The organism is Rhizobium sp. SRDI943 (assembly GCF_057653695.1).
Genome location: NZ_CM172787.1, coordinates 1864350 through 1888251 on the forward strand (window position 1 = coordinate 1864350; position 23902 = coordinate 1888251).

The following is a 23902-nucleotide window of genomic DNA, read 5'->3' on the forward strand; positions in this document are numbered from 1 at the left end:
AAGCGCTGACCTAAGCGGCGAGCGAGATCGGATCGCAATCCGATATCGTCGTGGCATCCGGCATCGGCTTACCCCGGCGTTCCCATGTCCGGCGGCTGATGCCGAAAGCCTCCCAGGGGCGCACTTGGCTGAAAGAATTGGCGAGATAATCGGCTCTGGAAAGCGCGCCGGCGGCACGGCGCTGCTCCTCTTTTCGGCTTCGGTCCCGCTGCCGCCGCTTTTCCTTTTGAAGTTTTGCTCTCTTCCGTTTCGGCACATCGAAGGCACCGATGGTGCGGATATCGAGGGCGCTCCGTTCTGCGTAGCTTAAGTGCAAAGCATGGCCGAGGGCGTCGGCGGACAAGTCGGAAAAGCGCAACTTTGTCCGCTCGTAGATGACGTCCTCTATCTCGGCTTTGCCAGCCCAGGGAAGCCATCGCGCCGCCCAGCCGAGGACCACCTCGACAAACTCTTCCTTGAATTCGACCAAGGCGAGGCCGGCGATCACCTCGACGTAAATCAATGCGTCATCGGCCTCCGGCACGATGTCTCCGTGGCGATGCCTGATCAATTTTTCGATCTCGCGCATCCGGCCGCGGAAATGGTTCCAACGGCTGGCCCGCGTACGGCGCTGGACGGCCTTGTAACCCAGCAGACAGTCGCCGACCTTGATGGCCGTAACATTCCGCGACAAGCCATCCGGCTGGTCCGCTTTGGCAGTCCGCTTTTCCGATTGAGTCGCTTCATCCGGACCCATAAGACGAGCCATCAATTTTCCTTTGCCATCTGCCTTGGGGGGCCGAAACAGCTGATTGTAAAGGAAGGCCGAGGGGGTGATCATCCACTTTTTGCGGTGATCACACGTCATTCTGCGAAGAAGCGGCGGTGGGGGAGATTGCCTGTTGCGGCCTAAATCATTCGCCGGATTTCGTTGACGAGAGGCGCCAACTCGCGGTGGAAGCTTTTGATCATCGCTTGTAGAAACGGCCCAGGGCGCAGTTGGTCTTCATCGATCTCATATCCTGCATTGCGCGCCAGCATCGTCAGAAAGACCAGCTGGATCCGTCCGTTACCTTCGCGGAATGGATGGATCGCGTTGATTTCCGCCAGAAACCATGCTGAGTCTTCAGCGAAGGCGTCCTTTTTTCCGGTTTGGGCGAGATATTCGCGGCTTGCCAATTGAGCAAACAGCCGCTTGGCCTCCGGCTCGATATATTCAGGATAACCGAACCAGTTGTCACCCTTGCCGGTGCGGATGGTTCTGATATTCCCGGCCCACTCGTATACATCCTGGAAAAAATGATGGTGCAGCGCCCGATAGTGCGCGAAATCCCAATTGCCCTCTGGCAGAGCTTCCGTTGCGCGGGAATCGAACATCAGCTGTTCGAATTGATTAAGCTGCTCTTGATCTTCGATATCTGCCTTGTTGCGTAGGACGTGAGTGCCTGGATAACAGAGCGGATCCTCGACGGCATTGTAACGGACCACCCGTCAGACTTTCTTGAAGGCTTTAAGTATCTCTCGGCGGTAAGCGTCCCCCTTGAGGTCGCCGGACGTTAGTTTCTGCGACAGCGCCTTGGAACCGGCACTCATCTTCAAACCTTCGACCGCGGCGAATTTCTCCGCCTTCTTTTCACCGATCGGACGTGTGACAAACCGGCCGGATTCAGCAGATCGACCTAATTTCGTTTCTTTTGCCATGTCGCATCGTACCATCCAACCCAACCCTTTGCCTACTGTCTTATGACCGGAAAGGTACTGTTAAGTCGCTGTTCAGCGATCCATCGGCGCGGAGGATTCATCGTCCGTCCGATCGCCGGAAAGGGAAGACGCGGTTGAGCCACGACATTTCCATCAGCACGTGTCTGCAATCAGCGGAAGCCGAAGAAACTCAAAATCGCGAGCACGATAACGACAGCGCCGACAAGCCAGATCAAATTGTTCATGGGAAAGCGTTCTCCTGTTTAGTGTCGGGCCATTGTGACCCGATCACTTAACGGTGAGGCAGGGCTTGGAGTTCCCAACCGGTCCAATTGCTGTAGCGTGCCACCTTCGGCGCAGGACCAATTTCCGGCTCTATGCCTTTCAATAGCTGCACGAGCGAGCATTGCTGGGTCTGAACCCATCCGCACATGCCGGGTTTACCGATGTATTCCGCTGATATTGAAAGTCCTGGTGATCCTGCCTTGCAGGCGATGTGCAGGAAGACGTGAACGCGGACACACTGATCAGCACTCCCACTACCAATGGAAAAAATCGGTTCATCTGAACGTCTCCTCACAAGCCTGTCATGGTCGCAATCTACCATGCCAACGCGAGCCTATACGAAAACTTGTGGCCCGCTAGATCACGCTCACCTGAGCCGAAACATTCGCACGATTGATCAATCAATCTATAATCGTGATGTGTCGCGCCTCAGTTGATGATTAAATTCACGTAAGTCTAGCCTGGTCGGGCTATTCTGTCGTTATGGAAGTAGTTTCGCGACGTTAATAGTCAAGTGGACGCGATTTCGACTTGAATAGATTGCGATTTTTGAGTAAAATTACACCATAAAAAAGTAATATAAATGGGAGGATACTATGTCGTCAACTCGGTTCGATCCGATTCTGCTTCATCGTCAACATATCATCGATGAGGTCACGTGCCTCGATGAAATCTTCGATGTTCTGGACGGGTGGCCGGAGGACAAACGGGGTTTGGCGTATGACACGCTGTTGAAGGCGTGCAGAGATGCGGCCAATGGGCGTTTCCCGCTGAGCGCTGCGCGCGAGAATTTCCGGCGGTTCCTGAAGATGGCTGGCGTCCTTGCGAAGGTCGAGGGTGGCCCCAAATTCGACGGACCGATGAACCACCAAATTGGTAATGCTTAGTAAGATTATAGGCCTGTTGCGGGCCGTCTGCATGGCAGGGAGGGCGCGCCGTCACATCAGTTGCGGCGCGTTCTGGTTTCGATATCTGCTGATCGGATGATCGCCTATTTCTTGGCACAAGGCGCCGCGGCAAGCCCTGCAAGAGGCAGCCGGCTATTCGGGTGTCGGATCCAGCAGATCTTAGTTCACGCCGGCATTGGCCCAGTCGCATCGGAAGACGAGCATGGGCTTCGAAAACCCCTTGAACCGTCGGCGCGTTGCGTGAGCGAAGAGATCGGCGGCGCCGTATTCCCGAAAAATATTCTCCGAGACGAGGATCTGGTCGCTGGAGGCTGCCGCACAGAGTCGCGCGGCAAGTTGCACGGTCGTGCCGAAGAGGTCGTTGCTGTCCTCGACCGGCTCGCCGCAGTCCAGTCCGATGCGGATATGAATCGGCTCGGTGTTTCCGCCGTTGTAACGCTCGAATTCCCGCTGGATCGCCATGGCGCATTCGACGGCTGCCGTTGTCGCGGCGAAGGCCGCCATGATGCCGTCGCCGGTGTGTTTCACTTCGCGGCCTGAATTCTGGCTGAGGCATCGGCGCACGACAGCGTCATGGGCCCTTACCATTTCGGTCGCAATGCGGTCGCCGAGGCGCGATGTCATCGCCGTCGATCCGACGATGTCGGTAAAAAGGATTGCCCGGTGGCCAGGATCCACCTGAGCGGAGGATTGGCCGGGGGCCGGCTCAGGGTCATGGATTCGGCCTAGAAAAGCCTCAACCGCGGACAGGGCGACCTCGACGATCTCGCCGGCGACGAAGCCATGGGCCTCGCGATGCACGCATTGCGCAGTCTCCGCATCCGGCGCATCCACGAGGCAAAAGGCGGTCCCGCGCCGCTGATCGAACCAGTAGGTCAGGAACTTGACGCCGTACTTGTCCTGGATATCGAGATCCATGCGATGCGCCCGGGCAACGTCAGCCGCTGACGTTCCTTCAAGAAAGTGCCGGTCCATGAAAATAGGCATCGCGCGCTCCTCCCAGATCCGCCGCGTGCAGGAGATGGCATTGTACGACCGGGACGAAACTCCGTCCACCTCTGGCACAATCAATGAATGATTAGAGAGGTTCTTGCTTCCAGCAATGCATATGAGTTGCTGTAATCCTTATAGAGTATAAAAGGAAAGACTGAGTTTTAATCAGCGGGAGTGGGATGGAAAGCCCGATATTTACCATAATCAGTCGCTTAATGACTGGTCGGGGGAGCTGTCGGGGTCTTCAGGCGTTCCATGTTCTCAAACGCGGCGGCTGCCGGACCCGGGAGGGATGGAGAAACACGTCTGTTACGGCCATGATTGACCTGAGCATAATGCCGAAAAGTGTGAGCGGTTTTCGGAAGACATCATGCTCTAACTCTATAGTGTGGAACAGGATTCAGATTTCAGGCCGACCCGGGCCTAAATCATCCTGTTCTAGGATCAAAAGCCAAGCTTTCGTCCCGGTAGGCGACCTGCCAACGGCACGCAAATTGCATCGTATTCCATAGCTCCACCGAAATTGGGAAAAGCTGTAGCAAAGTGAGACAGACGGCACATTTTCGACCGGTTGGCTTGGCCTCAATGGGGCTCGGCCATTATGCCGTTATTAACTCTGTGTGGGACGCCGCGCGCACGCTCCTGCGCGACTGGCCGGTAGACGACGGCGAAGAGTATTTCGAGGCCGTCAAGTCGTGCCTGGATGCGATTATCGGCGACCTCCCACCGGAACACGTTCGGGCAGCCTTCATCAGGGCTGCGCAGGAGGCCGGCATTGCCGTCATAGAAGCGGCGGACTGAATACTCTCCGCGCTTCCCCACCTATCCTCAACGCCAGATCGTCCCGACGCTTGACTTTTCCTGCCGAAGTTCTAACTTAGAACAAAACAGGAACATTGGAGATGATCATGACGCATACGGAACAGGTGATCGCCAACGCCCTCGCGCTTGTCGAAGCGTCCCGCGCAGCCCGGGAGCGGGATCAACAGCGGCGCGCCGCCTGGCAGAGAAAGGTCGAACTCAGTCGGCCGCTGCCGCCATTGCCGCGTCCGGTTCAATTGCCGTTGGCGCTGAACTGATGCGGCCGGCAAGGATCTTGGAACCCGGTCAGGTGCGCTCCGAACAAGTTGGGTCCGATCAGGCTTGGCCCGATCAGGCCTGGGAAATCGAAGCCGTGCTTGCCTGGCATGACGACAATGCCAAAGCGGCGATACGTTCCCTGCTCGACGACTGCAAACATCTCCGCCAGCAACTAGCGCTGGCGGAAAGCGTGATGAGCCGCGGGATGGCCCGCGGATGGGCGCCGCGATACGAGCGCGACGCTCTCTGAAATTGAGGCGATCCGAACCGGCAAGAGGCTTCAGCCGCCGGTAGCACTCGTCTCCGGATCGATTGCGGGCAGCCGGCTGCGGGCGATGACGGCTCCGACCAGTGCGATCGCCACCACGGCGCCGATCCATGCGCCATACAAGCTCTGCCCGAGAATGACGCCGGCAAGGACCGGCGTGACGATGTCGGTGACGGCGACGAGCGACTGCGTTGCTCCCATGACGATGCCCTGGCGTTGCTGCGGCACATGCACGGAGAGTGCTGCAACGAATGTCGGCCGCGCCAATGCCACGCCCGTGCTGATGCAAAGGACGGCGAAGGCGAGGGTAACGATGTCGGTGGCGAGGCCAGCCGTGACATAACCAATTGAGAGAATGGTGAAGACCAGGACGATCAGGCCTCGCTCAGAGAAGGCGCCGCCGAGCCATCTCAGCAGGAAAAGCTGGACCAGGACGTTGATCGCACCGTCGGCGCTCAGGAGGTAACCCAGCTCCTTCGGACCGAACGCATGTTCATTCCAGGTGAATGTATCCGCCAGAAAAACGGCGAGCTGCGAACTGAACATCCCGTATGAGAAATAGTGGCAGAGAAGAACGGCGACGAGGACGCGGATGACCGGCGAGGCGAGCAGGGTTCGGAAGGAAACCTTCTCGCCGACCGTCTCGTCCGCTTCGCTGTCGTTGCCGAACCGGCCGGGCGCATCGGCGCCTTTCAGCCAAAGCCCGGTCACCAGCATGCTGGTCGCCGACAGGGCAAGCGCGACCCAGATCGGCGCCGTCAGAGACGTGTCGGCAAGGTATCCGGAGAGGCTCGGTCCGATCATTCCGCCAAGGCCGAGGCCCGCACTCAGAATGCCGATGGCCTGGCGCCGGGTGGTGGCGCTGCTGTTGTCGGCAGCATAGGCTGCCGCGGCCGAGAAATTGGCTGCGGTCAGGCCGAGCAGGATCCGCGCCAGCAGCACGAAGACGACGCTGTTGGCAAGCGCCAGCAGCAAAAGGCTGATCAACGCTCCGGCCTGGCTGGCGAGCAAAACCCTCTTGCGTCCGCAACGGTCGGAAAGTTGACCTAGCCAGGGCGCGGCAACGAACTGGCTGAGCGCTTCCGCACCGAGAACAAGCCCGAGAACGAGCGGCGACGCCCCGAGATTCCGGAGGTAGAAAGGCAGGATCGGCAGAATGGCGCCGCTGCTGGCGGCATCGAGGCTGACGATGATGAAAACCGGCAGCATCCGCCGCCAGTCAAGCCTCTGCGACGCGGCGCTTGCGGCAGCATCGATCGGACGCAGTTCGTCGCTCATCACATTTCTCTCTGATTGAGGCTAGGACGGTGCGCGCGGGCGGTCGCCCTGAGAAACTCGCGTCGACGCATTTCTCCGGCGCGCCACGCGATCGCGGCGGTTTTTTCCGAAACCGGCTCCAGCAGCGCGTCCTTTCAGACGCGCCGAGGCCGTGACGCTTTGAGTTGCCGCTTACGCAGCAAGGCCGACATTTGCGAGATAGGCTTCCAGAGCCCAGGCGTGAGCGGACGCAATGATAGCGCCGACATAGCCATCCGGACGCACGAGCACCCAGTCGCCCGATGTCAGACCGTAGGCATCATGGAAATGCCCGCCTTCATCGATGACATCTCCGCGCTCGCCGATCCTGTGGATATGCAGGCCCGGGCGCGGCGGCACGGCGGCTTGCTCGACCTCGTAGCCGAGCAGCGTCCAGTGCGGCCCCCTGAACAGTTCGAACAGGCGCGTTGGCTGGCCGGCGACACCTTTGAGCGGCGCATCGGGCGCACGGTCGCCCGCAAGCAGGCCGGCGTTCCGCTCCGGCTTTTCCAGGGCGAAGGAGGAGGAGGGATAGCCGATATCGAGTTGATGCACAACGCGGCCGCGCCGCATATCGCCTCGCTTCATGGCGTCGAGAAGATTGGTCGCCAGACCGAGAACGGCGGCGGCGACCGGGCGGCGCTCTTCCTCATAGCTGTCGAGCAGCGCGTCGGGGGCGCCCGCAGCGACCGCAGCCAGTTTCCATCCGAGATTATAGGCGTCCTGAACGCTGGTATTCAGACCCTGTCCGCCGGTCGGCGGATGCGTATGGGCGGCATCGCCGACCAGGAAGACGCGGCCGAGCCGGTAGCGATCGGCAAGCCGGGCGTTCATATGGAAGGCTGACGCCCAGGAGACCGATCGGACCTCGATGTCGTCGCGGCCGGTGCGTTCCTTCACCAGGGCGGTCAAGCCTGCCGCGGAGAGGTCGACCTCGCCTTCGAGCGGGATGGGTCCCTGGATCTGGAACAGGTCCGTCCCCGCCAGCGGGCAAATGGCGATCTGCCGCTGCATGTCGCCATCGCCGAAGCGATGCCATACCTCTCGGTCCAACCCTGTCAGAATGACATCGGCGACCATGGCGCGCACGCCGAGCGTCTTGCCGGGAAAGCCGATATCCAGCGCATGGCGCACAAAGCTGCGGCCGCCATCGGCGCCGACGAGCCAACGCACGCGGATGGTCTCTTCACCGGATGTGCCCTTAAGTCGAGCAGTCACGCCCGCCTCATCCTGTTCGAAGCCGATGAGTTCGCATCCGAATTCGGGGCGATGCCCAAGCTCGAGCAGGCGTTCGCGCATCACGCCTTCGGTCAGGAACTGCGGCACCATCAGCGGAAGATGATAGGGCTCGGCCGGCGTCGGCTCGCCACCCACCACAGCGTCGGATTCGCTGACGCTGCCATCGTCACGATATTCCCGCTGCCTGGGATAGGTGCCGCCTTGGGCGACGATCCGGTCGAGAATGCCGAGATCCTCGAACACTTCCTGGCTCCGCGGCTGAATGCCCTTGCCGCGGGAACCGCGGAACGGGTCGTTCAATTTTTCGATCAGGCGGAAGGATACACCCCGCCGAGCCAGCTCGATCGCCAGCGTCAGGCCGGCAGCCCCGGCGCCTGATATCAGCACGTCGACTGTGGAATTCTCTGTCATTGATTTCTCCATGTGTGTATTATGCACATAATAGGAGAATCGGCATGGCGTCAACAAAGAATGTGCAAAATACACATATAAGCGGAAAGCTGCGCGAGCTGCATGGGGCTTTGATCGAGATCGTCAGCGTCATGAACCGCCCGCAGCGCGACGAGCAGATGGTCCGCGAGGCAGGCATTTCGCTCGATCGCGCCCTGTTTCCGCTGCTGGTCACGATCGAACGGCTCGGTCCCATCGGGGTGGTCGAACTCGCCGACCGCGCCGGGCGCGATTACACCACCGTCAGCCGTCAGGTCGCCAAGCTCGAAAGTCTCGATCTGGTGGAGCGCCGCGGCAATGCTACCGACCGCCGCGTGCGCGAGGCGGTCATCAGCCCGAAGGGCAAGGCAATGACCGATCGCATCGATATCGCCCGCGAGCGGATGGGCCGCGCCATTTTCGAGAGCTGGGACGAACATGACTTCAATGAACTGGTGCGGCTCATGCGGAAGTTTGCCGAGGATATCAGCGGCGATATCGGCAATGGCGCGGGAGAAGCTGCGGGCGAGGGCGGACGGCAAGCGGATTAGCCTCTAAATTCCTCCTTGATATGTCGGGTGAATTCACCGGAGCCATTGCGCCGGCGCGTCTGCGATGATCTTGTAGCGACCTGCAATCGCAACGTTTTCCGGTGATTCCCAATGTTCGATATTCTGTGGCGCGGCCTGGTGATCGGCGCCGGCGCAACCATCCTCATGGACCTCTGGGCGATCCTGCTCACCCAGTTCGGCCAAGCGGCCCCCAATTGGGCACCGGTTGGACGCTGGTTCTGGCACCTCCGCCGCGGCAAGGTCTTTCACGAGAGCATTGCCGACGCCGAGCCCTATGCCAATGAGCTGGCGCTCGGCTGGATCAGCCATTACGCCGTCGGCATTCTCTATGGGGTGATCTTCGCCATCATCATGGGCTCAGGCTGGTTGGCGGCCCCGACATTTCTTCCCGCCTGGATCTTCGGCATCGTCACCGTCGGGGCAGGGTGGTTCCTGCTGCAGCCGGGCCTCGGCATCGGCTGGGCCGCTTCCAAACATCCGACCCCAAACAAGGTTCGGTGCTTCAACCTTCTCGCCCATACGGTTTTTGCGCTGGGGATTTATGGCACGGCATTGATCATTGGGTGAGCTCGGGGTCTGCTCGCCTCGCCCAATGAGGATCGCCGCCTGCCCCTCACACTAACCCTCTCCGCGTAAACGGGGCGAGGGGACGTGCCCTGCGAGAGGTTGTCGAGGAACGGAGAGGTGAGCGGCAATCCCCCTTCGCCCCGCAAGCGGGGAGAAGGTGCCGGCAGGCGGATGAGAATCTGTGTTGGTTGTCAAGGGGGATTTGGGGTCCAGAGGCGATCCTGAGATAGAAGGCAGTTTGCCAGAACGAGCAATTTACGCATGACGGCGACCAAGATGACCTTCGCTGGTTTTCCTGCGGCTTTGAGTGTGTCTGCGAAACGAGCAAGGGTGGGATTGTAGCGACAGGCAGACAAGGCGGCCATGTAGAGCGCGCGCCGGGGTGCGGGCCTGCCGGCGCGGATGGAACGACGTCCGGTTCGGGCACCGCTGTCGTTAGCGATTGGGGCAAGCCCTGCCAGCATGGCGGCCTGCTTGCCCGAACAACTGCCCAACTCGTCCATGCCGGCCATCAATGCCAGGGCCGTGACGCGGCCGATGCCGGGAATGGAGGTGAGGATCTCGGCCTTGCGGTAGAGCTGCGGATCCTCGCCGACACGTCGCTCGATCTCTTTGTCGAGACGTTCGACATGCTGTTCCAGCCGACGCACGAGACGGTTGAGTTCGCCGCGCAGAAGGGCGGTGGTGGCAGTCTTGCTGCGGTTCTGCAGGGCGGTGATGTCGCATTTGGCTGCCGATCGTGCATTGACCAGCTCCTGCAAGGCCTCAACGTGAGGACTTGGCGGCGTGTCGGCCGGCGGGCGCAGGCTCTCGGCCAGGAGCGCCAGGAAACGGGCATCGAGACGGTCGGTCTTGGCGAGATAGCCGCAGGCACGGGCAAACATGCGGGCGCGCAGCGGATCGACCACGGCGACGGCAAAGCCATCGAGCCAAAGCGAGCGATGGGCGGGGCGATGGAACTTGCCGGTTGCCTCCATCACGATGCTTTTGGGCCGATGCCTGGCCAGCAGCCGTTTCAGCTGGCGGATGCCAGTCTTGTCATTGCTAAACCGCCGGCTTTCGCCCAGCGGATGCAGATGAATATCGAGCCACTCTTTACTCACGTCCACACCGGCATAAACTACCGGCATCGCGTCTTCTTGGAACGAAACCTTGCCTTGCATGCGGGACTTGCTCCCCATCATCTGTTCAGGACAAACGCGAGGACGGCCGGACCAATCTCATCCCCGGTTCACGCCAAGGGGCCTGCGGTCCCGGCCGTCCGCACTCCGGCGGATGGCCATCCGCCGGAGTGCGCACCAATCATCCAACAATCAGTGCAAATTGAACATGCAAGGGGCAACCCTTGCCAGAGGGCTCCATGTGCCCCTCATAGCGGCAGCCTCAATCGAGCCTCACCTTACCGCGCAGCCCAGTTGGCGCCGCGGCGGAAGATGGTCTTCATCTGGGGAACGTCGAATTCCTTGGCCTGATGGCCGAGCGAGGAATAGAAGACCCGGCCCTTGCCGTATTTCCGCTTCCAGACGACGGGCATGACGACGCCGTCGATCCAGTAGGCGTGTTCGCCGGTGAACTTGGTCGTCGCCAGAACCTCGTTCGAGGGGTCGACATGCATGTAATATTGCTCTGACGTATAGGGAAAATCGGCAATGCCCTCCATGAGCGGATCGTCGGGCCGGGTAATGTTGACGGTATAGTCGATGATGTTGCCGGGGTGAGCCACCCACTGGCCGCCGATGATGAACTGGTAGTCGACGGAGTCCCGGAAGGCATCGCCCGCGCCGCCGTGATAGCCGGCGATACCGACGCCGCTCTCGATCGCCGTGGCGAGGTTCTTCACCTCCTCCTTCTCGATCTTCGACATCGTCATGATCGGCACGACGAGGCTGAGATCATGGACGGAGGGGTCGGCAAGCGCCTCGGTGCCGTGTTCGAGATAGACCTTGAAGCCGTCTTCCTCGAGCATGGTCTTGATGATTTCGGCGCACTCCTGCGGCTCATGCCCGCTCCAGCCGCCCCAGACGATCAGTGCTTCACGCATAGTCTTTCCTCCTGAAACTTATTTCGCCAGTCGTCCGTCGACGATGGAATCGGACAGCGGCGCAGGGCGCTCCGTTGCCGTGGTGATCGCGACCGTGCGGCCGGTCGAGGCGGCGGTGTGGAATGCTTCCATGACTTCGAGCACATGCAGCGCCAGATCGCCATTGGCGCGGTGCGGCCGGTTGGAGCGGATCGCATGCGCCATGTCGGCAACGCCGAGCGAGCGATAATTGCCGTCGGCATAAGGCGATGTGACCGGCTGGTCCTCGAACGGACCGCCCTTCTTCAGATATTCCACAGGGCCGCCGAACTTGTTCGGATCGGGAACGATCAGCGTGCCCTCGGTCCCGTAGACTTCCAGCGGCACATGTTTGTGGCCGGCGACATCGAAGCTCATAGCGATCTGCACGACGGCGCCATTGGCAAAGGCCATCATGCCGGTGACATGGGTCGGCACATGCACGGGAATGCGTTCGCCATTGCGCGGTTCGCTGGTGATCAGCCGTTCCGCCCGCGGTGTCGTCGCAAAACCCGCAACTTGTGAAACCGGTCCGAGAAGATTGACGAGATCGGTGATGTAATAGGGACCCATATCGAGCATCGGCCCGCCGCCGACCTCGTAATAGAAGGCCGGGTTCGGATGCCAGCGCTCATGGCCCGGGCACATGAAGGTTGCCGAGCCGCCGACCGGCTGGCCGATGACGCCTTGGTCGATCAAGCCACGCGCCGTCTGGTGGCCGCCGCCGAGGAAAGTGTCGGGGGCAGCGCCGATGCGCAGATTCCTCGCCTTGGCGGCCTCCGCCAATTTTTTCCCTTCCGCGAAATTAATCCCGAGCGGCTTTTCCGAATAGGTGTGCTTGCCGGCATCGAGCGCCTGCAGCGCCACGGCAACATGGGCCTTCGGGATCGTCAGATTGACGATGATCTCAACCTTGGGGTCGGCGAAAAGCTCTTCGACGGTCTTGACGGGAACGCTGAATTCCGCAGCCTTTGCTTCCGCCAGCTGCCGGTTGAGATCGGCGACACCGCGGATGTCGAGAATGGGAAAGGATGCCATCGCCGTGAGATAGGCGCCCGAAATATTGCCGCATCCGATGATGCCGATACCGACCTTGTCCATGAATTCCTCCATTCATCGTGCCATTGATTTTGATTGTGCCGCCCGTCAGAGCGCCGGCCCTGTCGTGCTCCAGGGCGATTCGTAGAGTTCGTAGAGCGCCACCGCAGCGGCACCCTGCGCCCAGAAATCATCGGTCGAATCGTCGAAGACGAGTTCGCTCACCCCGCGCAGCGACGGCGGAATGGCGAGCGCATAAGCATCGCGCAGGCTGTTGAGAAAGGGTTCGCCGAGCGCCAGGCTCGACCCCACAAGAATGACCCGCGGCGGCGCAAACAGCGTGACGATATTGGCAATGGTCAAACCGACCGCTTCGCCGGCGCGGATGGCGGCACTGATCAGCCGGTCGTCATCGGCCTTGATCAGCGCCTGGGCATGGTTCATGCCGCGGCCGAGACGGATCGCCTCGGCAAACCGCCCGTCAGCCTGTTGTTCTCCGAGGATCGCGCTTTCGCCGGCCTGGCTGAAAAGCCGGACGACGCCATTTGGTCCCATGCCGAGCACCAGGTCGCCGAGATTGTGGCTGAGGCCGCCGGCACCGCGAAACAGGCTGTTGCCGTGCAGGACCCCGAGACCCAGTGTCTGCTCCAGCGAAATCAGCACCATATCTTCGAGATCGCGCGCCTTTCCAAACCAGTGATGGCCAAGCGTAATGGCGTGGGCGTCGCTTTCGACAATGGTCGGCGTTGCCAGCCGCGTCGACATTTCGGCGGCGAAATTGACATTGGTGTCGCGAAAGATCGGACTGCTTCTGATATAGCCGGTACGGTGCTCGATGACGCCGGGAAAGCCGAGGCAGACGCTGTCGACATCCTCCAGTGAAAGCCCGGCATCGACGACGCAGCGCCGGACACCATCCTCGACGAGATCGGCGATGACGCCGATCGGCTGCCGGTCGATGCGGATCGGCAAGGCAAGCTTCGACAGCACGTCGCCGCGGAAATTGGTGACGACGAAAACCATCCTGTTGGCGGCGATCTTGGCGCCGACCACGCGGGCCGCATCGGGATTGAGCTCCAGCATCACCCGCGGCCGTCCGCGCACAGCCTCATTGCGGATATCGCCTTCGTGACGCGGCAGGATCAGCCCGTCGTCGAGCAGCGAGGCGGTGATCGCCGAAACGGTCGTGGTGGAGAGTTCGGTACGTTCGCTGATCTCTATCCGCGAGATCGGACCATGGCGCCTGATGGTATCGAGCACGTTCAAGCGATTGATCGCGCGCATTAATTCGGGATCTGCGGTCTTCATGGGAACTAGCCAGGCGAGCGTTTCGTGGGGCGGAACCCAAATATTTTTAACGGGTTACGAAATAAATAGCAGGGAATTCAGTGGTCCTGTCAAGCGCATTTGATAAAAATAGAGGCATTGGGTTGACAATATGCCAAAGCTCCGTTGAATTAATCCGCATAGGGGAAAAATTGTGAGGACAGGACCCCTGGGAGGAAAAATCATGACTTTTAGGTTCAAGAGCGCCGCTTTTGGCGGCAGGAGTATCGCATCCATGGCCGCGGCTGCCGGCATGTTGCTGGCCGGAGCAGGTGCGGCTTCGGCGGCGACGGTCGTCAAGTGGCTGCATCTCGAGCTCGACCCGAAATATGTCGCGGCCTGGGAAGACATCGTCAAGAAATACGAAGCCCAGCATCCCGACGTCGATATCCAGATGCAGTTCCTCGAAAACGAGGCCTTCAAGGCCAAACTTCCGACATTGCTGCAATCCGACGACGTGCCGGATTTCTTTTTCAGCTGGGGCGGCGGCGTCTTGAAGCAGCAGTCCGAAACCGGCGCGCTCCAGGATGTGACGCCGGCGCTGGATGCCGATGGCGGCAAATTGCGCGGCGCCTATAGCCCGGCTTCGGTCAGCGGCCTGACATTCGAGGGCAAGACCTGGGCTATTCCCTATAAGGTCGGCCTGGTCAGCTTTTTCTACAACAAGGAACTCTTTGCCAAGGCCGGCGTGAAGGCCGAGGACATCAAGAACTGGACTGATTTTCTAGGTACCGTGAAGAAGATCAAAGAGGCAGGCATCGTGCCGATCGCCGGCGGCGGCGGTGAAAAATGGCCGATCCACTTCTACTGGAGCTATCTCGTCATGCGCGAAGGCGGACAGAAGGTCTTCGAAGCGGCAAAGACCGGCCAAGGCGAAGGTTTCCTCGATCCCGCAATCATCAAGGCCGGCGACGACCTCGCCGAACTCGGAAAGCTCGAACCGTTCCAGCCTGGCTATCTCGGCTCGACCTGGCCGCAGGCGCTCGGCGTTTTCGGTGACGGCAAGGCTGCGATCATCCTCGGCTTTGAAAATACCGAGGCCAATCAGCGCAAGAATGCCGGCGACGGCAAAGGTCTCGCACCCGAAAATATCGGCCGTTTCGCCTTCCCGGCGGTCGATGGCGGCGCCGGCAAGCCGACCGATACGCTTGGCGGTCTGAATGGCTGGGCTGTCACCAAGAAGGCATCCAAGGAAGCGATCGATTTCCTCGCCTTCCTGACGAATGCGGACAATGAGCGGGCGATGGCCAAATCAGGCATGCTTCTACCTGTCGCCGTCGGCGCCGGTGATGGCGTCACCAACCCGCTGCTTGCCGAATCGGCAAAACAGCTGGCCGCCTCGACCTGGCATCAGAACTATTTCGACCAGGATCTCGGTGCGGCGGTCGGCCGTGTCGTCAACGACGTGTCGGTGGAAATCGTCTCCGGTCAGATGAATTCCAAGGACGGCGCCCAGATGATCCAGGACGCTTTCGAGCTGGAACAATAACCAGCGCCTGCAGACCCATCCTGGCGCTCCAGTGAAGAGCGGGAGCGCCAGCCTTGCTGCCGACGAGATGCGAAAGCAGGACCCATGGCCAATATTTCAGTCCCATCGATAACCACTGCCGCCAGGCCGGCAAAAAGAGCCGCAAACAGCAAGAGCTCGGTCGCCCATGACCGGCTGGCGGTGCTGTTGATCTTCCTGCCGCCGGCGCTGCTGCTTTTCACCCTCTTCGTCATCATGCCGATGGGCGAGGCGGCCTGGTACAGCCTCTACAAGTGGAACGGCTACGGCACGCCGACTGAGTTCATCGCGCTGCGCAATTTCCAGGTTCTGTTTCGAAATGCGGCTTTCACCCAGGCGCTGGTCAATAACGGCCTGATCATCGTGATCTCGATCTGCATCCAGGTGCCGCTCGCCATCTGGCTCGCCACCATGCTGGCGCACCGCATTCCGGGTGTCGTCGGTTACCGCCTGATCTTCTTCCTGCCCTATGTGCTGGCGGATGTTGCCGCGGGTCTTATCTGGCGCTTCGTTTATGATGGCGACTATGGCCTGTTTGCCGCCGTTTCCAACTTCTTCGGCTTCGCCAACCCTTACGTGCTCGCCGACAAGGACGTGGCGATCTATGCCGTGCTTGGCGTCATCGTCTGGAAATATTTCGGCTTCCACATGATGCTGTTCATCGCCGGCCTGCAATCCGTCGACAAGAGCGTGCTGGAGGCCGCCGAAATCGACGGCGCCACCGGCTGGCAGAAGTTCCGTTATGTCACGCTGCCGCTGCTCGGCTCGACCTTGCGTCTTTCCATCTTCTTTGCCGTCGTCGGCTCGCTGCAGCTCTTCGACATGATCATGCCGCTGACGGGCGGCGGGCCGTCCAACTCCACACAGACGATGGTCACCTTCCTCTACACCTATGGCGTCATGCGCATGCAGGTCGGCCTCGGCAGCGCCGTCGGCGTCGTGCTCTTCATCATCTGCGTGACGCTCGCCTTCGGTTACAAAAGGATATTCATGCGCCATGACTGATATGAGCTCTTCCATCCGCATGAGCACGTCCACACGCGTCTATCTCTACGTGTCGCTGAGCCTGATTGCCGCAATCGTGCTCGTGCCGTTGCTGACGACGGCGCTCGGCGGCTTCAAGACGCTGGGTGACCTGCGCACCAATCCCTTCGGCCTGCCGACAGAGTGGCAATGGGCAAACTATACCGACATTCTTTTCGGTGAACGCTACTGGCTGCAGATCGGCAATTCGCTTGTGATCGCGTCGCTTACCGTCCTCCTGACGCTGATCGTCTCGTCGATGGCGGCTTTCGCCTTTGCCCATGTCCGGTTCTTCGGATCGTCGTTCCTGCTCAATTATTTCCTGCTCGGCCTGATGTTTCCGGCGGCAACCGCGATCCTGCCGCTCTTCATCCGCATCCGCGATCTCGGCCTGCTCGATACCTATTGGGGCGTGGTGCTGCCGCAGGTGGCCTTCGGCCTTGGCATGAGCATCCTGCTGTTTCGAAACTATTTCCGCAACCTTCCGGAAGAATTGTTTCAGGCGGCTTTCGTCGACGGTTGCGGTTATCTCCGCTTCTTCTGGCATATCTCGCTGCCGCTTTCCCGGCCGATCGTCGCCACCGTCAGCATCATTTCCTTCGTCGGCAGCTGGAACAGCTACATCCTGCCCCTGATCATGCTGAACTCGGAATCGAAATATCCCTGGCCGCTCGGCATCATGGTCTATCGCGGCGAGTACGGCACGGAGTGGCAGCTGGTGCTGGCCTTCATCACGCTGACCATCCTTCCCACCATCATCGTCTTTTTCGTCGCCCAGAGACACATCATCGCCGGTCTGACCGCCGGCGCCGTGAAGTCCTGAGCCGAACCATTGGAGGTGCAATCATGGCATCCGTTGAACTCACCGATATCAGTAAGACCTATGGCGCCGTAGACGTCATCCACGGCATTTCGCTTCATATTGAGGATGGGGAATTCGTCGCGCTCGTCGGCCCGTCCGGTTGCGGAAAGTCGACGCTGCTGCGGATGATCGCCGGCCTCGAGGAGATCACCGACGGCGAAATCGCCATCGGCGGCAAGGTCGTCAACAGCATGACCCCGCGCGAACGCAACATCGCCATGGTCTTTCAATCCTATGCGCTTTATCCGCACATGACCGTCGCGGAAAACATGGGCTTCAATCTGAAGCTCGCCGGCGTTGTCAAACCCCAGATCGAGGCCCGGGTGGCGGAGGCCGCCCGCATGCTGGATCTCGCCGAACTCCTCGACCGCAAGCCGGCCCAGCTTTCTGGCGGCCAGCGCCAGCGCGTCGCCATGGGCCGCGCCGTCGTGCGCAATCCGGCCGTCTTCCTGTTCGACGAACCGCTGTCCAACCTCGATGCCAAGCTGCGCGTGCAGATGCGCTCGGAAATCAAGACGCTGCACCAGAAGGTCAGGACGACCTCGATCTATGTCACCCATGACCAGATCGAGGCGATGACGCTTGCCGACCGTATCGTCGTGCTCAATCAGGGCAGGGTGGAGCAGCAGGGGACGCCGCTCGAACTCTACAGGAAACCCGCCAATCTCTTCGTCGCCGCCTTCATCGGATCGCCGGCAATGAACATGCTCGAAGGCACGGTCGACGGAGAAAATGGTGGGCCTGCGGCTCGTCTCAGCGACGGTACGGCGATCCGCATCGCGCCCGACCGCAAGGTCAAGGCCGGCCAGGCCATCACCATCGGCCTGCGCCCCGAACATCTCGTTCCCGGTGTCGCCGCCGGCACGCCGCTCGCCGGCCGGACGATGCTGGTGGAACCGACAGGCGCCCAGACCCATGTCGTCTTCGATCTCGCCGGACAACAGGTGACCGCCATCGTCGATGGCGAATATCCCGCCCGGTACGGCGCCGTCTTCGAGGCAAGTATTACGAGCGATCAGGTGCACGTCTTCGACCGCGGTACTGGTGTGGCGCTGTAGGCGGGGCGGTTTGTCCCACGGCTGTCCAATTCGCGGCGACGAGCGGGAACCGGGGAGGATGCGGCATATCCTCTTCTCCCTGAGGAGAGAAGAGGGAGTCGAGAGATCGCGCGATGCCCGTTTGCGCGCAAGCCGAGTTAGAAGGACGGGCGAGACACATGGCTCCAACTAATCAATGCTGTGATTTGTCTTGCCATTTCGCGAGCCGTTCTCGGCGCGTTTTCGAAAATTGAATAACATCGAATATAAAACTGTCTTCTTCCGGAAAGTCTTTCTTGATCTGCTCGATTTCCTTGCCGTCGCGGATGCAACGAATGATATCTAGCCCTCGAACTGCGCGTTTTAGAATGGAGGCATTCCAGAAATCATTACTCAGAGGGTTAGGGAACCGAAACTCAGGCCAACCGGCTCCAGCTTCAACCAATTGGGAAAAGTTTTCAAATCTCTCATCGGATATATGGACCGCCCAATTAATTACTTCCACCCTCACATATAGGTTCAAGTCCAATAGGCATTTAGCCAAGGCGTTGGAAATCGTTTGATCATAGCGTCCGGAATTCACTGTGTATTCGACAAACGCCCTACGACAATCTGACAGGGCGTCATCGGCGAGTTGTGTCGCAGCGACATTCAAACCTTCTACCTCCTGCCCCAACTCCGCAAGGTATTGTGCACCACGGAGGCGGTCCCGCGAACTCTCCGAAAGAAGGAGATCGATGAGGAATTTTAGATCAACTCCTTGTCGCCATCTTCTTAAAACGGATTGTGTTGCGGCATACCTATTTTCGTTACCGGCGTCCTTGTCTTGGATGATATTCATAAGTGCGGAAGTTGATCGTTCATCAAAATGATCGCTATTCATCTGCGGCCTTTATTGTGCTGTCGCTTCCGGAATTTCGATCAAAAGACCGAAACGGACGGATGAGCGGCTAAGCCATTTGGTTTCTCAACGATATCCGCCGCCACCGGACGTTGCCAATGCCACAAGTTGCACTATTGTTTGTCCGGCACGCAAAAACCTGATGGTGATTATGCCAGTAGTAACTCGACATCTCATTTACCGGGGTGACGGAGCCACGGTCGAGCTTTTTCAAGCTCAAGCCGCAAGCGAAACGCCCGCAGGAGCAATCCTATTTGTCCACGGCAATCAGGGTGGCCGTCTGCTTGGAGGGATAGAGGCGGTCGACAGCGGCGCGTTGCTTCGCTTCTGTTCTGGTTTGAATATCACTGCTGCGGCAGTCTCGCAGCCCGGTTTTGTGGCATCAGATGGCCCTCCAGATTTCTGCGGTCCCAAAACCCAGCAAGCGATCATAGCTGCTCTCGCTTTCCTGCGGGGCCAGCCTTCCGTCGATCCTGACCGAATTGTTCTCTATGGAAACAGTCGTGGTGCCGTTGCATCGGCAATGGTCGCCACCCAGGTTTCTGATCTGCGAGTAGTCATTCTATCCAGCGGCGTCTACGATCTTGAAGTCGCTTATCACGAGAGTTCAGACGGTTTGCGGTGGGCTATCGAGAAAGAGGCGGGCCTATCGAGAGAGGCCTTTCTGGCTCGCTCTGCATTGCATTATGCGCCCGAAGTTCGGTCTGAGACGCTGTTGCTGCATGGAAAGCATGACGACCGTGCTCCTGTTGCCCAAGCCGAACTCTTCTCAAAAGCTCTGTCCAATGCCGGAGCCCTGGCGACGCTTCACCTCTTTGAGTGTGGACATCAAATTCCAAGGAACCACATGCAGGGAGCTCTCAGGCCCTTCCTGCAAAGGGTGTTCAATCCCGTCGTGACGTACCACTAAGGCAGCATGACAGCTTCGGGCAGCGGGAAAGTGACGAAAACCTAAAAGAGATTAAGCCCAAACCCGCCTCTTGAAAGAGGAGAAAAAATGAAACGCATCGAGATGGAGGTGAGCGGCGGCTGCCAGTGCGGTGCCGTGCGCTACCACGCAACCGCTATGCTTGACAATTCGCATCTCTGCCATTGCCGCATGTGTCAGAAAGCCTCGGGCAACATCTTTGCCGCGCTCGTCGCCGCGCCCGATGAAGCGCTCAGCTGGACACGCGGCAAGCCAAGCATCTGGAAGAGTTCGGAGCTTGTCGAGCGCGGCTTCTGCGCCAATTGCGGCACGCCATTGTTCTTCCACCACGTTGAAAACGGTCGCACCAACCTGATGATCGGTTCGCTTGACGATCCGCACGCCTTCTCGCCGCTTGCCAATACCTGCACCGAGAACATGGTGGCATGGTTCGATACGATCACGGGCATAGAAGATACCGGTGCGACTGAAGACAACGGCGCCGACTGGGCGGCGGCGATCAAGGAGAGCAACAACCAGCACCCAGATCACGATACCGCCTCATGGGCGGTGAGGGGGCGTGATGGCTGAGTCTTATTCCGGCGGTTTCCGGTGCTGCGCAGTCCGAGGCCATGGCGTGTGGGCAGTGGCCGGGGCTTTGCTCGAGCTATTCGCCGCGGCCGGAGACGCGTTAAGACGGCCAGTTTGAAAGTCGCCAATATCAGAGCGTTGCCGGTGATATGGGGTCAGCGCTGCGAGTGCTACCCTGCGACTGGGATCGTTGCGCATCGATGCTAGCGACCACCGCGAGGCGGGCGATAGCATCGCATGACGAGGGCTACTTTGCTCCTGCGGCCGCTTCTATGACCGCAGCCACTTCCTCGGCGTGCGAGGCCAGCGAGGCGTGGCTACCCTCGACCGTCGTCACCTTGGCCTTCATCCGTTCGGCAAAGAAAGCCTGTGCGTGGGGATCAAGGACGAGGTCCTTGGAGCTCAGGACGTACCAGCTTGGCTTGTCGTGCCATGCCGCGACCTCAGCAGGTGCATCGAAGGCAGTGTGGTTGATCGGCATCTGGTGCGCTGCCAGATGTTCACCGATCTTCTTGGGCAGGTCGCCCGCCACTGCACTGGGGAATACTGCAGGATCGATGGTCAAGTAACCCTTTGCGTCGGGCCGAATGGCCGCCGCTCCGGGAGTTGCCGGACCGCTGGCTGCCAATGCTGTGATGGTTTCACCTTTCTCGGGCGCAAAGGCCGAGACATAGACGAGTGACGCCACCTTGGCGTTGTCGCCCGCCTCGCCGATCACCACGCCACCCCAGGAATGCCCCACCAGGACAACCGGGCCATTTTGCGCATCCAGCACCGCATTGGTGGCAGCGACGTCGTCAGCAAGCGAGGTCAATGGGTTCTTTACCGCAGTCACCTTGTAGCCCTTGGCGGTCAGGATTGCAGCGACGCCGTCCCAACTGGTTTCGTCGACGAAGGCGCCGTGGACAAGAACGATATTCTTGATTGTTTGATCCGGGAGAGCCGGCTGGGCCCACGCGGGTGTAGCACCAAGCATGGCGGTCGTCAGCATCAGGGCGGACATAAGAAGAGATTTCATTTGGAGCTCCTACAGGGCGCATCAGCGCAATTGCTTAATTCGGATAATCTGCAATGCTATCGCCTACGCGACGGCAGGAAGACCAGGATGGCCTTGCCTTCGCGCAAACACTTGAACTGCCAGATAATTCCTCGTTGAAGACAAAACCAAACTAGGGCTTGCCGAGATGGATCACCATGACCAGAGCCCCGCAATGCATGCTCCGTCGTCCAAAAATGCGATCATGCTCGCCTCTCGGGTGGATCTGCTCTCCCAGATTTTGGCCATGGTCAGCCTGCATGGCGAAATCGTCTTTACAGTTGAGCTCAGCCAACCATGGGCGTTACGCTTTCATCCAGGAGCGGCTTATTTCTTCATCGTGCTCGAAGGGGGCCTGAGCGTTGTGAACGATCAGGGCCATGCCTTGCAGGTGGCAACTGGCGATCTGATCATGCTGCCGCGTGGGCTTGGACACGGCTTGAGCGATGGCGAGTGTGCGACTGAGGCTGACTTGGCAGCCCTGATGGCGGCGCAGGTTGCCGCCGAAAAACTCAATGTCTCCCACGGCGGAGGCGGCCAACAGACCAAGCTTATCGCCGGAGCCTTTCGGTTCGAAAGCGCTTCCGTGCCCTGGCTCGTATCGGCACTGCCGTCGGTCATTCACATTCCAAAAGCCAGCGGCGAGACCGCCGGATGGGCCGAGGGCCTTGGCTACTTCATGATGAAGGAAGCCCAGGAGGTGTATCCCGGCGCGTCCATCATGATTTCACGGCTGATCGACGTGCTGGTGATCAGTATGCTGCGTAGCTGGGTGCGGATCGAGCGGGGCGGCAATGTCGGCTGGCTTGGAGCGCTCGGGGATGCGCGCATCAGCCGCGCGCTCAAGGCCATCCACGACGAACCTTATCGGCGCTGGACCGTGCTCGATCTGGCTCGGGTGGCGGGCCTGTCCCGGTCCGGCTTCGCGGCGCGATTTACAGCATTGGTGAAAGAAGCGCCACTTTCCTACCACAGCCGCTGGCGGCTGACGCTCGCCTTGGGCTTGATGCGCCAGCCTGATGCCAAGGTTGGGTCGGTCGCCAGGCAAGTGGGCTATGATTCCGAAGCAGCCTTCAGCCGAGCCTTCAAGGCACAGTTTGGTTTTGCGCCCATGAATGCCAAATCGACAACTATTCAGGATCGATGATGGTGTAGATCCGGCGCAATGCATACCAGATTATAACGCGCGAATGTCCGACGTGGGGTCGAATGCCGAATGTCAGCTTCTGCTGAACTCGCCCCGATAACAGACGCCCCGCTTCCGGCCCCGTAGCGGTCGTCTATCCAAGCCGAGCCGATGTCCGTCGTTGGTGCGAACAGCCGCCGGGCCACCCCGGCGGCCTACTGCCGCGATATATTATTCCGCCGCGATCCGTGTGACGCCGTTGGCCTGGACGATCTTTTCCAGCAGCGCGAGCTCGTCCTGGGTAAGATCCGTCAGAGGCGGGCGCACGGGGCCTGGGTTCTGCCCGAGGACGCGAAGGCCGGCCTTGATGATCGAGACGGCATATCCCTTCTTGCGGTTGCGCAAGGCGACGAAGGGGAAGAAGAAGCCCTTGAGGATCTCGTCGACTGTTGCCTGATCGCCGGTGCGCAAGGCGCCGTAAAAGCGCTGGGCGAGGGCGGGGACGAAGTTGAAAACGGCCGATGAATAGGTTGTCACGCCTGCGGCAAAATAGGCTTGGGCATAAACCTCATGGGTCGGCATGCCGCCGACATAGACGAGACGGTCGCCAAGCAGGGTGGTAATCTCGATCACCTTGTCGACATCGCCGACGCCGTCCTTGAAACCGATCAGGTTCGGGCATTCCTCCGCCAGACGCGCGATGCTGTCGGCCGAAAGAATGGCGTTGTCGCGATTATAGACGATGACGCCGATGCCGACCGATTGGCAGACTGCCTTGACGTGAGCGACGAGTCCCGCCTGTTCGGCAAACATCAGATAGGGCGGCAGCAGCAGCAGTCCGTCCGCTCCGGCCTTCTCGGCAGCGACTGCGATCTCGATGGCGAGCGACGTGCCGTAGCCGGTTCCCGAAATGATCGGCGTCTTGCCGGCCGATGCCTTGGCGGCCCGGATCACCTGCGGAATCTCGGCCGGATTAAGCGAGAAGAATTCACCGGTGCCGCCGGCGGCAAACAGTGCAGCGGCGTCATAACCTGCAAGCCACTCGACATGGCGGCGGTACTTCGCTTCGTCAAATTTCAGTTGATCGTCGAAATGCGTAACCGGAAACGACAGGAGACCACTACCGACGGCCTTCTTCAATTCAATCGGGTTCATCATGAAGTCCTACTTCT

General features: G+C 59.9%; 26 protein-coding genes. 13 read left to right on the forward strand and 13 right to left on the reverse strand.

Annotation, left to right across the window (positions count from 1 at the left end):
- Positions 1-10: 10 nt before the first annotated feature.
- The 3 genes from AC245Y_RS09830 to AC245Y_RS09840 form a co-directional block, all read right to left on the reverse strand.
- Positions 11-748 carry a hypothetical protein gene (locus AC245Y_RS09830; protein WP_026157346.1) on the reverse strand — a complete coding sequence of 246 codons (738 nt, stop codon included), beginning with the start codon at positions 746-748 and terminating at the stop codon, positions 11-13.
- 140 nt (positions 749-888) lie between these two features.
- Entirely contained in the window at positions 889-1467 is a 579-nt protein-coding gene (locus AC245Y_RS09835) for a Fic/DOC family protein (protein WP_017994016.1), read from the reverse strand.
- A gap of 3 nt (positions 1468-1470) precedes the next feature.
- Positions 1471-1680 (reverse strand): hypothetical protein, encoded by a 210-nt coding sequence (locus tag AC245Y_RS09840; RefSeq protein WP_017994017.1) that lies wholly within the window; start codon positions 1678-1680, stop codon positions 1471-1473.
- 881 nt (positions 1681-2561) lie between these two features.
- Between AC245Y_RS09840 and AC245Y_RS09845 the strand changes: the two genes are divergently transcribed.
- Complete coding sequence (locus AC245Y_RS09845) at positions 2562-2852, forward strand: DUF982 domain-containing protein (RefSeq protein ID WP_017988273.1); 291 nt, start codon at positions 2562-2564, stop codon at positions 2850-2852.
- A gap of 180 nt (positions 2853-3032) precedes the next feature.
- Here the strand turns inward: AC245Y_RS09845 and AC245Y_RS09850 are convergent, their stop codons facing one another.
- Positions 3033-3860 carry a nickel-binding protein gene (locus AC245Y_RS09850; protein WP_026157348.1) on the reverse strand — a complete coding sequence of 276 codons (828 nt, stop codon included), beginning with the start codon at positions 3858-3860 and terminating at the stop codon, positions 3033-3035.
- Positions 3861-4409: 549 nt separating this feature from the next.
- On the opposite strand from AC245Y_RS09850, the gene AC245Y_RS09855 reads away from it, so the two are divergent.
- The 3 genes from AC245Y_RS09855 (at position 4410) to AC245Y_RS09865 (ending at position 5196) form a co-directional block, all read left to right on the forward strand.
- On the forward strand, positions 4410-4667 hold the full coding sequence (locus AC245Y_RS09855) for a DUF982 domain-containing protein (protein WP_011651896.1): 258 nt from the start codon (positions 4410-4412) through the stop codon (positions 4665-4667).
- A 101-nt stretch (positions 4668-4768) separates the two neighbouring features.
- Positions 4769-4945, forward strand: coding sequence for a hypothetical protein (locus tag AC245Y_RS09860; RefSeq protein ID WP_003559231.1), 177 nt, complete (start codon positions 4769-4771; stop codon positions 4943-4945).
- Entirely contained in the window at positions 4945-5196 is a 252-nt protein-coding gene (locus AC245Y_RS09865) for a hypothetical protein (protein WP_012757382.1), read from the forward strand. The genes AC245Y_RS09860 and AC245Y_RS09865 overlap by 1 nt, the downstream gene beginning before the upstream one ends.
- 30 nt (positions 5197-5226) lie before the next feature.
- Here AC245Y_RS09865 and AC245Y_RS09870 read toward each other — a convergent pair whose 3' ends face one another.
- Both AC245Y_RS09870 and AC245Y_RS09875 read right to left on the reverse strand, forming a co-directional pair.
- Positions 5227-6492: an MFS transporter gene (locus tag AC245Y_RS09870; protein ID WP_017994019.1), complete on the reverse strand. Its 1266-nt coding sequence runs from the start codon at positions 6490-6492 to the stop codon at positions 5227-5229.
- 171 nt (positions 6493-6663) lie between these two features.
- Positions 6664-8160 carry an FAD-dependent oxidoreductase gene (locus AC245Y_RS09875; protein ID WP_017994020.1) on the reverse strand — a complete coding sequence of 499 codons (1497 nt, stop codon included), beginning with the start codon at positions 8158-8160 and terminating at the stop codon, positions 6664-6666.
- A 44-nt stretch (positions 8161-8204) separates the two neighbouring features.
- On the opposite strand from AC245Y_RS09875, the gene AC245Y_RS09880 reads away from it, so the two are divergent.
- On the forward strand, positions 8205-8729 hold the full coding sequence (locus AC245Y_RS09880; protein ID WP_012757385.1) for a MarR family winged helix-turn-helix transcriptional regulator: 525 nt from the start codon (positions 8205-8207) through the stop codon (positions 8727-8729).
- 111 nt (positions 8730-8840) lie between these two features.
- Positions 8841-9317: a DUF2938 domain-containing protein gene (locus tag AC245Y_RS09885; protein ID WP_017994021.1), complete on the forward strand. Its 477-nt coding sequence runs from the start codon at positions 8841-8843 to the stop codon at positions 9315-9317.
- A gap of 191 nt (positions 9318-9508) precedes the next feature.
- On the opposite strand, the gene AC245Y_RS09890 is transcribed toward AC245Y_RS09885, so the two are convergent.
- The 4 genes from AC245Y_RS09890 to AC245Y_RS09905 all read right to left on the reverse strand — a co-directional run bounded on the left by AC245Y_RS09890 (position 9509) and on the right by AC245Y_RS09905 (position 13722).
- The gene (locus AC245Y_RS09890) at positions 9509-10480 is read right to left on the reverse strand and encodes an IS110 family RNA-guided transposase (RefSeq protein ID WP_017992870.1); all 972 of its coding nucleotides are present in this window, start codon (positions 10478-10480) and stop codon (positions 9509-9511) included.
- 236 nt (positions 10481-10716) lie between these two features.
- Entirely contained in the window at positions 10717-11358 is a 642-nt protein-coding gene (locus AC245Y_RS09895; RefSeq protein WP_003539493.1) for a ThuA domain-containing protein, read from the reverse strand.
- 18 nt (positions 11359-11376) lie between these two features.
- Positions 11377-12477 (reverse strand): Gfo/Idh/MocA family protein, encoded by a 1101-nt coding sequence (locus AC245Y_RS09900; RefSeq protein ID WP_017994022.1) that lies wholly within the window; start codon positions 12475-12477, stop codon positions 11377-11379.
- A gap of 45 nt (positions 12478-12522) precedes the next feature.
- On the reverse strand, positions 12523-13722 hold the full coding sequence (locus AC245Y_RS09905) for an ROK family transcriptional regulator (RefSeq protein WP_017994023.1): 1200 nt from the start codon (positions 13720-13722) through the stop codon (positions 12523-12525).
- Positions 13723-13924: 202 nt separating this feature from the next.
- On the opposite strand from AC245Y_RS09905, the gene AC245Y_RS09910 reads away from it, so the two are divergent.
- The 4 genes from AC245Y_RS09910 (at position 13925) to AC245Y_RS09925 (ending at position 18190) form a co-directional block, all read left to right on the forward strand.
- The gene (locus AC245Y_RS09910) at positions 13925-15229 is read left to right on the forward strand and encodes an ABC transporter substrate-binding protein (protein ID WP_017994024.1); all 1305 of its coding nucleotides are present in this window, start codon (positions 13925-13927) and stop codon (positions 15227-15229) included.
- Positions 15230-15313: 84 nt separating this feature from the next.
- Positions 15314-16252: a carbohydrate ABC transporter permease gene (locus AC245Y_RS09915; RefSeq protein WP_003559249.1), complete on the forward strand. Its 939-nt coding sequence runs from the start codon at positions 15314-15316 to the stop codon at positions 16250-16252.
- A complete protein-coding gene (locus tag AC245Y_RS09920) occupies positions 16245-17093 on the forward strand; it encodes a carbohydrate ABC transporter permease (protein ID WP_003539503.1) in 849 nt (282 codons plus the stop codon). Before AC245Y_RS09915 ends, AC245Y_RS09920 begins: the two co-directional genes overlap by 8 nt.
- A gap of 23 nt (positions 17094-17116) precedes the next feature.
- Positions 17117-18190, forward strand: a complete 1074-nt coding sequence (locus tag AC245Y_RS09925) for an ABC transporter ATP-binding protein (protein ID WP_017994025.1) — start codon at positions 17117-17119, stop codon at positions 18188-18190.
- A gap of 172 nt (positions 18191-18362) precedes the next feature.
- Here AC245Y_RS09925 and AC245Y_RS09930 read toward each other — a convergent pair whose 3' ends face one another.
- On the reverse strand, positions 18363-19052 hold the full coding sequence (locus AC245Y_RS09930) for a hypothetical protein (RefSeq protein WP_032996353.1): 690 nt from the start codon (positions 19050-19052) through the stop codon (positions 18363-18365).
- Positions 19053-19212: 160 nt separating this feature from the next.
- On the opposite strand from AC245Y_RS09930, the gene AC245Y_RS09935 reads away from it, so the two are divergent.
- Positions 19213-19980 carry an alpha/beta hydrolase family protein gene (locus AC245Y_RS09935; protein WP_017994027.1) on the forward strand — a complete coding sequence of 256 codons (768 nt, stop codon included), beginning with the start codon at positions 19213-19215 and terminating at the stop codon, positions 19978-19980.
- An 87-nt stretch (positions 19981-20067) separates the two neighbouring features.
- Complete coding sequence (locus AC245Y_RS09940; protein WP_017994028.1) at positions 20068-20568, forward strand: GFA family protein; 501 nt, start codon at positions 20068-20070, stop codon at positions 20566-20568.
- Between the two features lie 247 nt (positions 20569-20815).
- Here the strand turns inward: AC245Y_RS09940 and AC245Y_RS09945 are convergent, their stop codons facing one another.
- Positions 20816-21586, reverse strand: a complete 771-nt coding sequence (locus AC245Y_RS09945) for an alpha/beta fold hydrolase (protein WP_017994029.1) — start codon at positions 21584-21586, stop codon at positions 20816-20818.
- Between the two features lie 166 nt (positions 21587-21752).
- Between AC245Y_RS09945 and AC245Y_RS09950 the strand changes: the two genes are divergently transcribed.
- Positions 21753-22751 (forward strand): AraC family transcriptional regulator, encoded by a 999-nt coding sequence (locus AC245Y_RS09950; RefSeq protein ID WP_017994030.1) that lies wholly within the window; start codon positions 21753-21755, stop codon positions 22749-22751.
- Positions 22752-22961: 210 nt separating this feature from the next.
- On the opposite strand, the gene kdgD is transcribed toward AC245Y_RS09950, so the two are convergent.
- Complete coding sequence (gene kdgD / locus AC245Y_RS09955) at positions 22962-23888, reverse strand: 5-dehydro-4-deoxyglucarate dehydratase (protein ID WP_017994031.1); 927 nt, start codon at positions 23886-23888, stop codon at positions 22962-22964.
- Between the last annotated feature and the right edge of the window lie 14 nt (positions 23889-23902).

Coding starts and splice junctions, on each gene's coding strand:
- AC245Y_RS09830 (WP_026157346.1), bottom strand. CDS start 748: ATGGCTCGTCTTATGGGTCCGGATGAAGCGACTCAATCGGAAAAGCGG.
- AC245Y_RS09840 (WP_017994017.1), bottom strand. CDS start 1,680: ATGGCAAAAGAAACGAAATTAGGTCGATCTGCTGAATCCGGCCGGTTT.
- AC245Y_RS09845 (WP_017988273.1), top strand. CDS start 2,562: ATGTCGTCAACTCGGTTCGATCCGATTCTGCTTCATCGTCAACATATC.
- AC245Y_RS09850 (WP_026157348.1), bottom strand. CDS start 3,860: ATGCCTATTTTCATGGACCGGCACTTTCTTGAAGGAACGTCAGCGGCT.
- AC245Y_RS09860 (WP_003559231.1), top strand. CDS start 4,769: ATGATCATGACGCATACGGAACAGGTGATCGCCAACGCCCTCGCGCTT.
- AC245Y_RS09865 (WP_012757382.1), top strand. CDS start 4,945: ATGCGGCCGGCAAGGATCTTGGAACCCGGTCAGGTGCGCTCCGAACAA.
- AC245Y_RS09870 (WP_017994019.1), bottom strand. CDS start 6,492: ATGAGCGACGAACTGCGTCCGATCGATGCTGCCGCAAGCGCCGCGTCG.
- AC245Y_RS09875 (WP_017994020.1), bottom strand. CDS start 8,160: ATGACAGAGAATTCCACAGTCGACGTGCTGATATCAGGCGCCGGGGCT.
- AC245Y_RS09880 (WP_012757385.1), top strand. CDS start 8,205: ATGGCGTCAACAAAGAATGTGCAAAATACACATATAAGCGGAAAGCTG.
- AC245Y_RS09885 (WP_017994021.1), top strand. CDS start 8,841: ATGTTCGATATTCTGTGGCGCGGCCTGGTGATCGGCGCCGGCGCAACC.
- AC245Y_RS09890 (WP_017992870.1), bottom strand. CDS start 10,480: ATGCAAGGCAAGGTTTCGTTCCAAGAAGACGCGATGCCGGTAGTTTAT.
- AC245Y_RS09895 (WP_003539493.1), bottom strand. CDS start 11,358: ATGCGTGAAGCACTGATCGTCTGGGGCGGCTGGAGCGGGCATGAGCCG.
- AC245Y_RS09900 (WP_017994022.1), bottom strand. CDS start 12,477: ATGGACAAGGTCGGTATCGGCATCATCGGATGCGGCAATATTTCGGGC.
- AC245Y_RS09905 (WP_017994023.1), bottom strand. CDS start 13,722: ATGAAGACCGCAGATCCCGAATTAATGCGCGCGATCAATCGCTTGAAC.
- AC245Y_RS09910 (WP_017994024.1), top strand. CDS start 13,925: ATGACTTTTAGGTTCAAGAGCGCCGCTTTTGGCGGCAGGAGTATCGCA.
- AC245Y_RS09915 (WP_003559249.1), top strand. CDS start 15,314: ATGGCCAATATTTCAGTCCCATCGATAACCACTGCCGCCAGGCCGGCA.
- AC245Y_RS09920 (WP_003539503.1), top strand. CDS start 16,245: ATGACTGATATGAGCTCTTCCATCCGCATGAGCACGTCCACACGCGTC.
- AC245Y_RS09925 (WP_017994025.1), top strand. CDS start 17,117: ATGGCATCCGTTGAACTCACCGATATCAGTAAGACCTATGGCGCCGTA.
- AC245Y_RS09930 (WP_032996353.1), bottom strand. CDS start 19,052: ATGAATAGCGATCATTTTGATGAACGATCAACTTCCGCACTTATGAAT.
- AC245Y_RS09935 (WP_017994027.1), top strand. CDS start 19,213: ATGGTGATTATGCCAGTAGTAACTCGACATCTCATTTACCGGGGTGAC.
- AC245Y_RS09940 (WP_017994028.1), top strand. CDS start 20,068: ATGAAACGCATCGAGATGGAGGTGAGCGGCGGCTGCCAGTGCGGTGCC.
- AC245Y_RS09945 (WP_017994029.1), bottom strand. CDS start 21,586: ATGAAATCTCTTCTTATGTCCGCCCTGATGCTGACGACCGCCATGCTT.
- AC245Y_RS09950 (WP_017994030.1), top strand. CDS start 21,753: ATGGATCACCATGACCAGAGCCCCGCAATGCATGCTCCGTCGTCCAAA.
- kdgD (WP_017994031.1), bottom strand. CDS start 23,888: ATGATGAACCCGATTGAATTGAAGAAGGCCGTCGGTAGTGGTCTCCTG.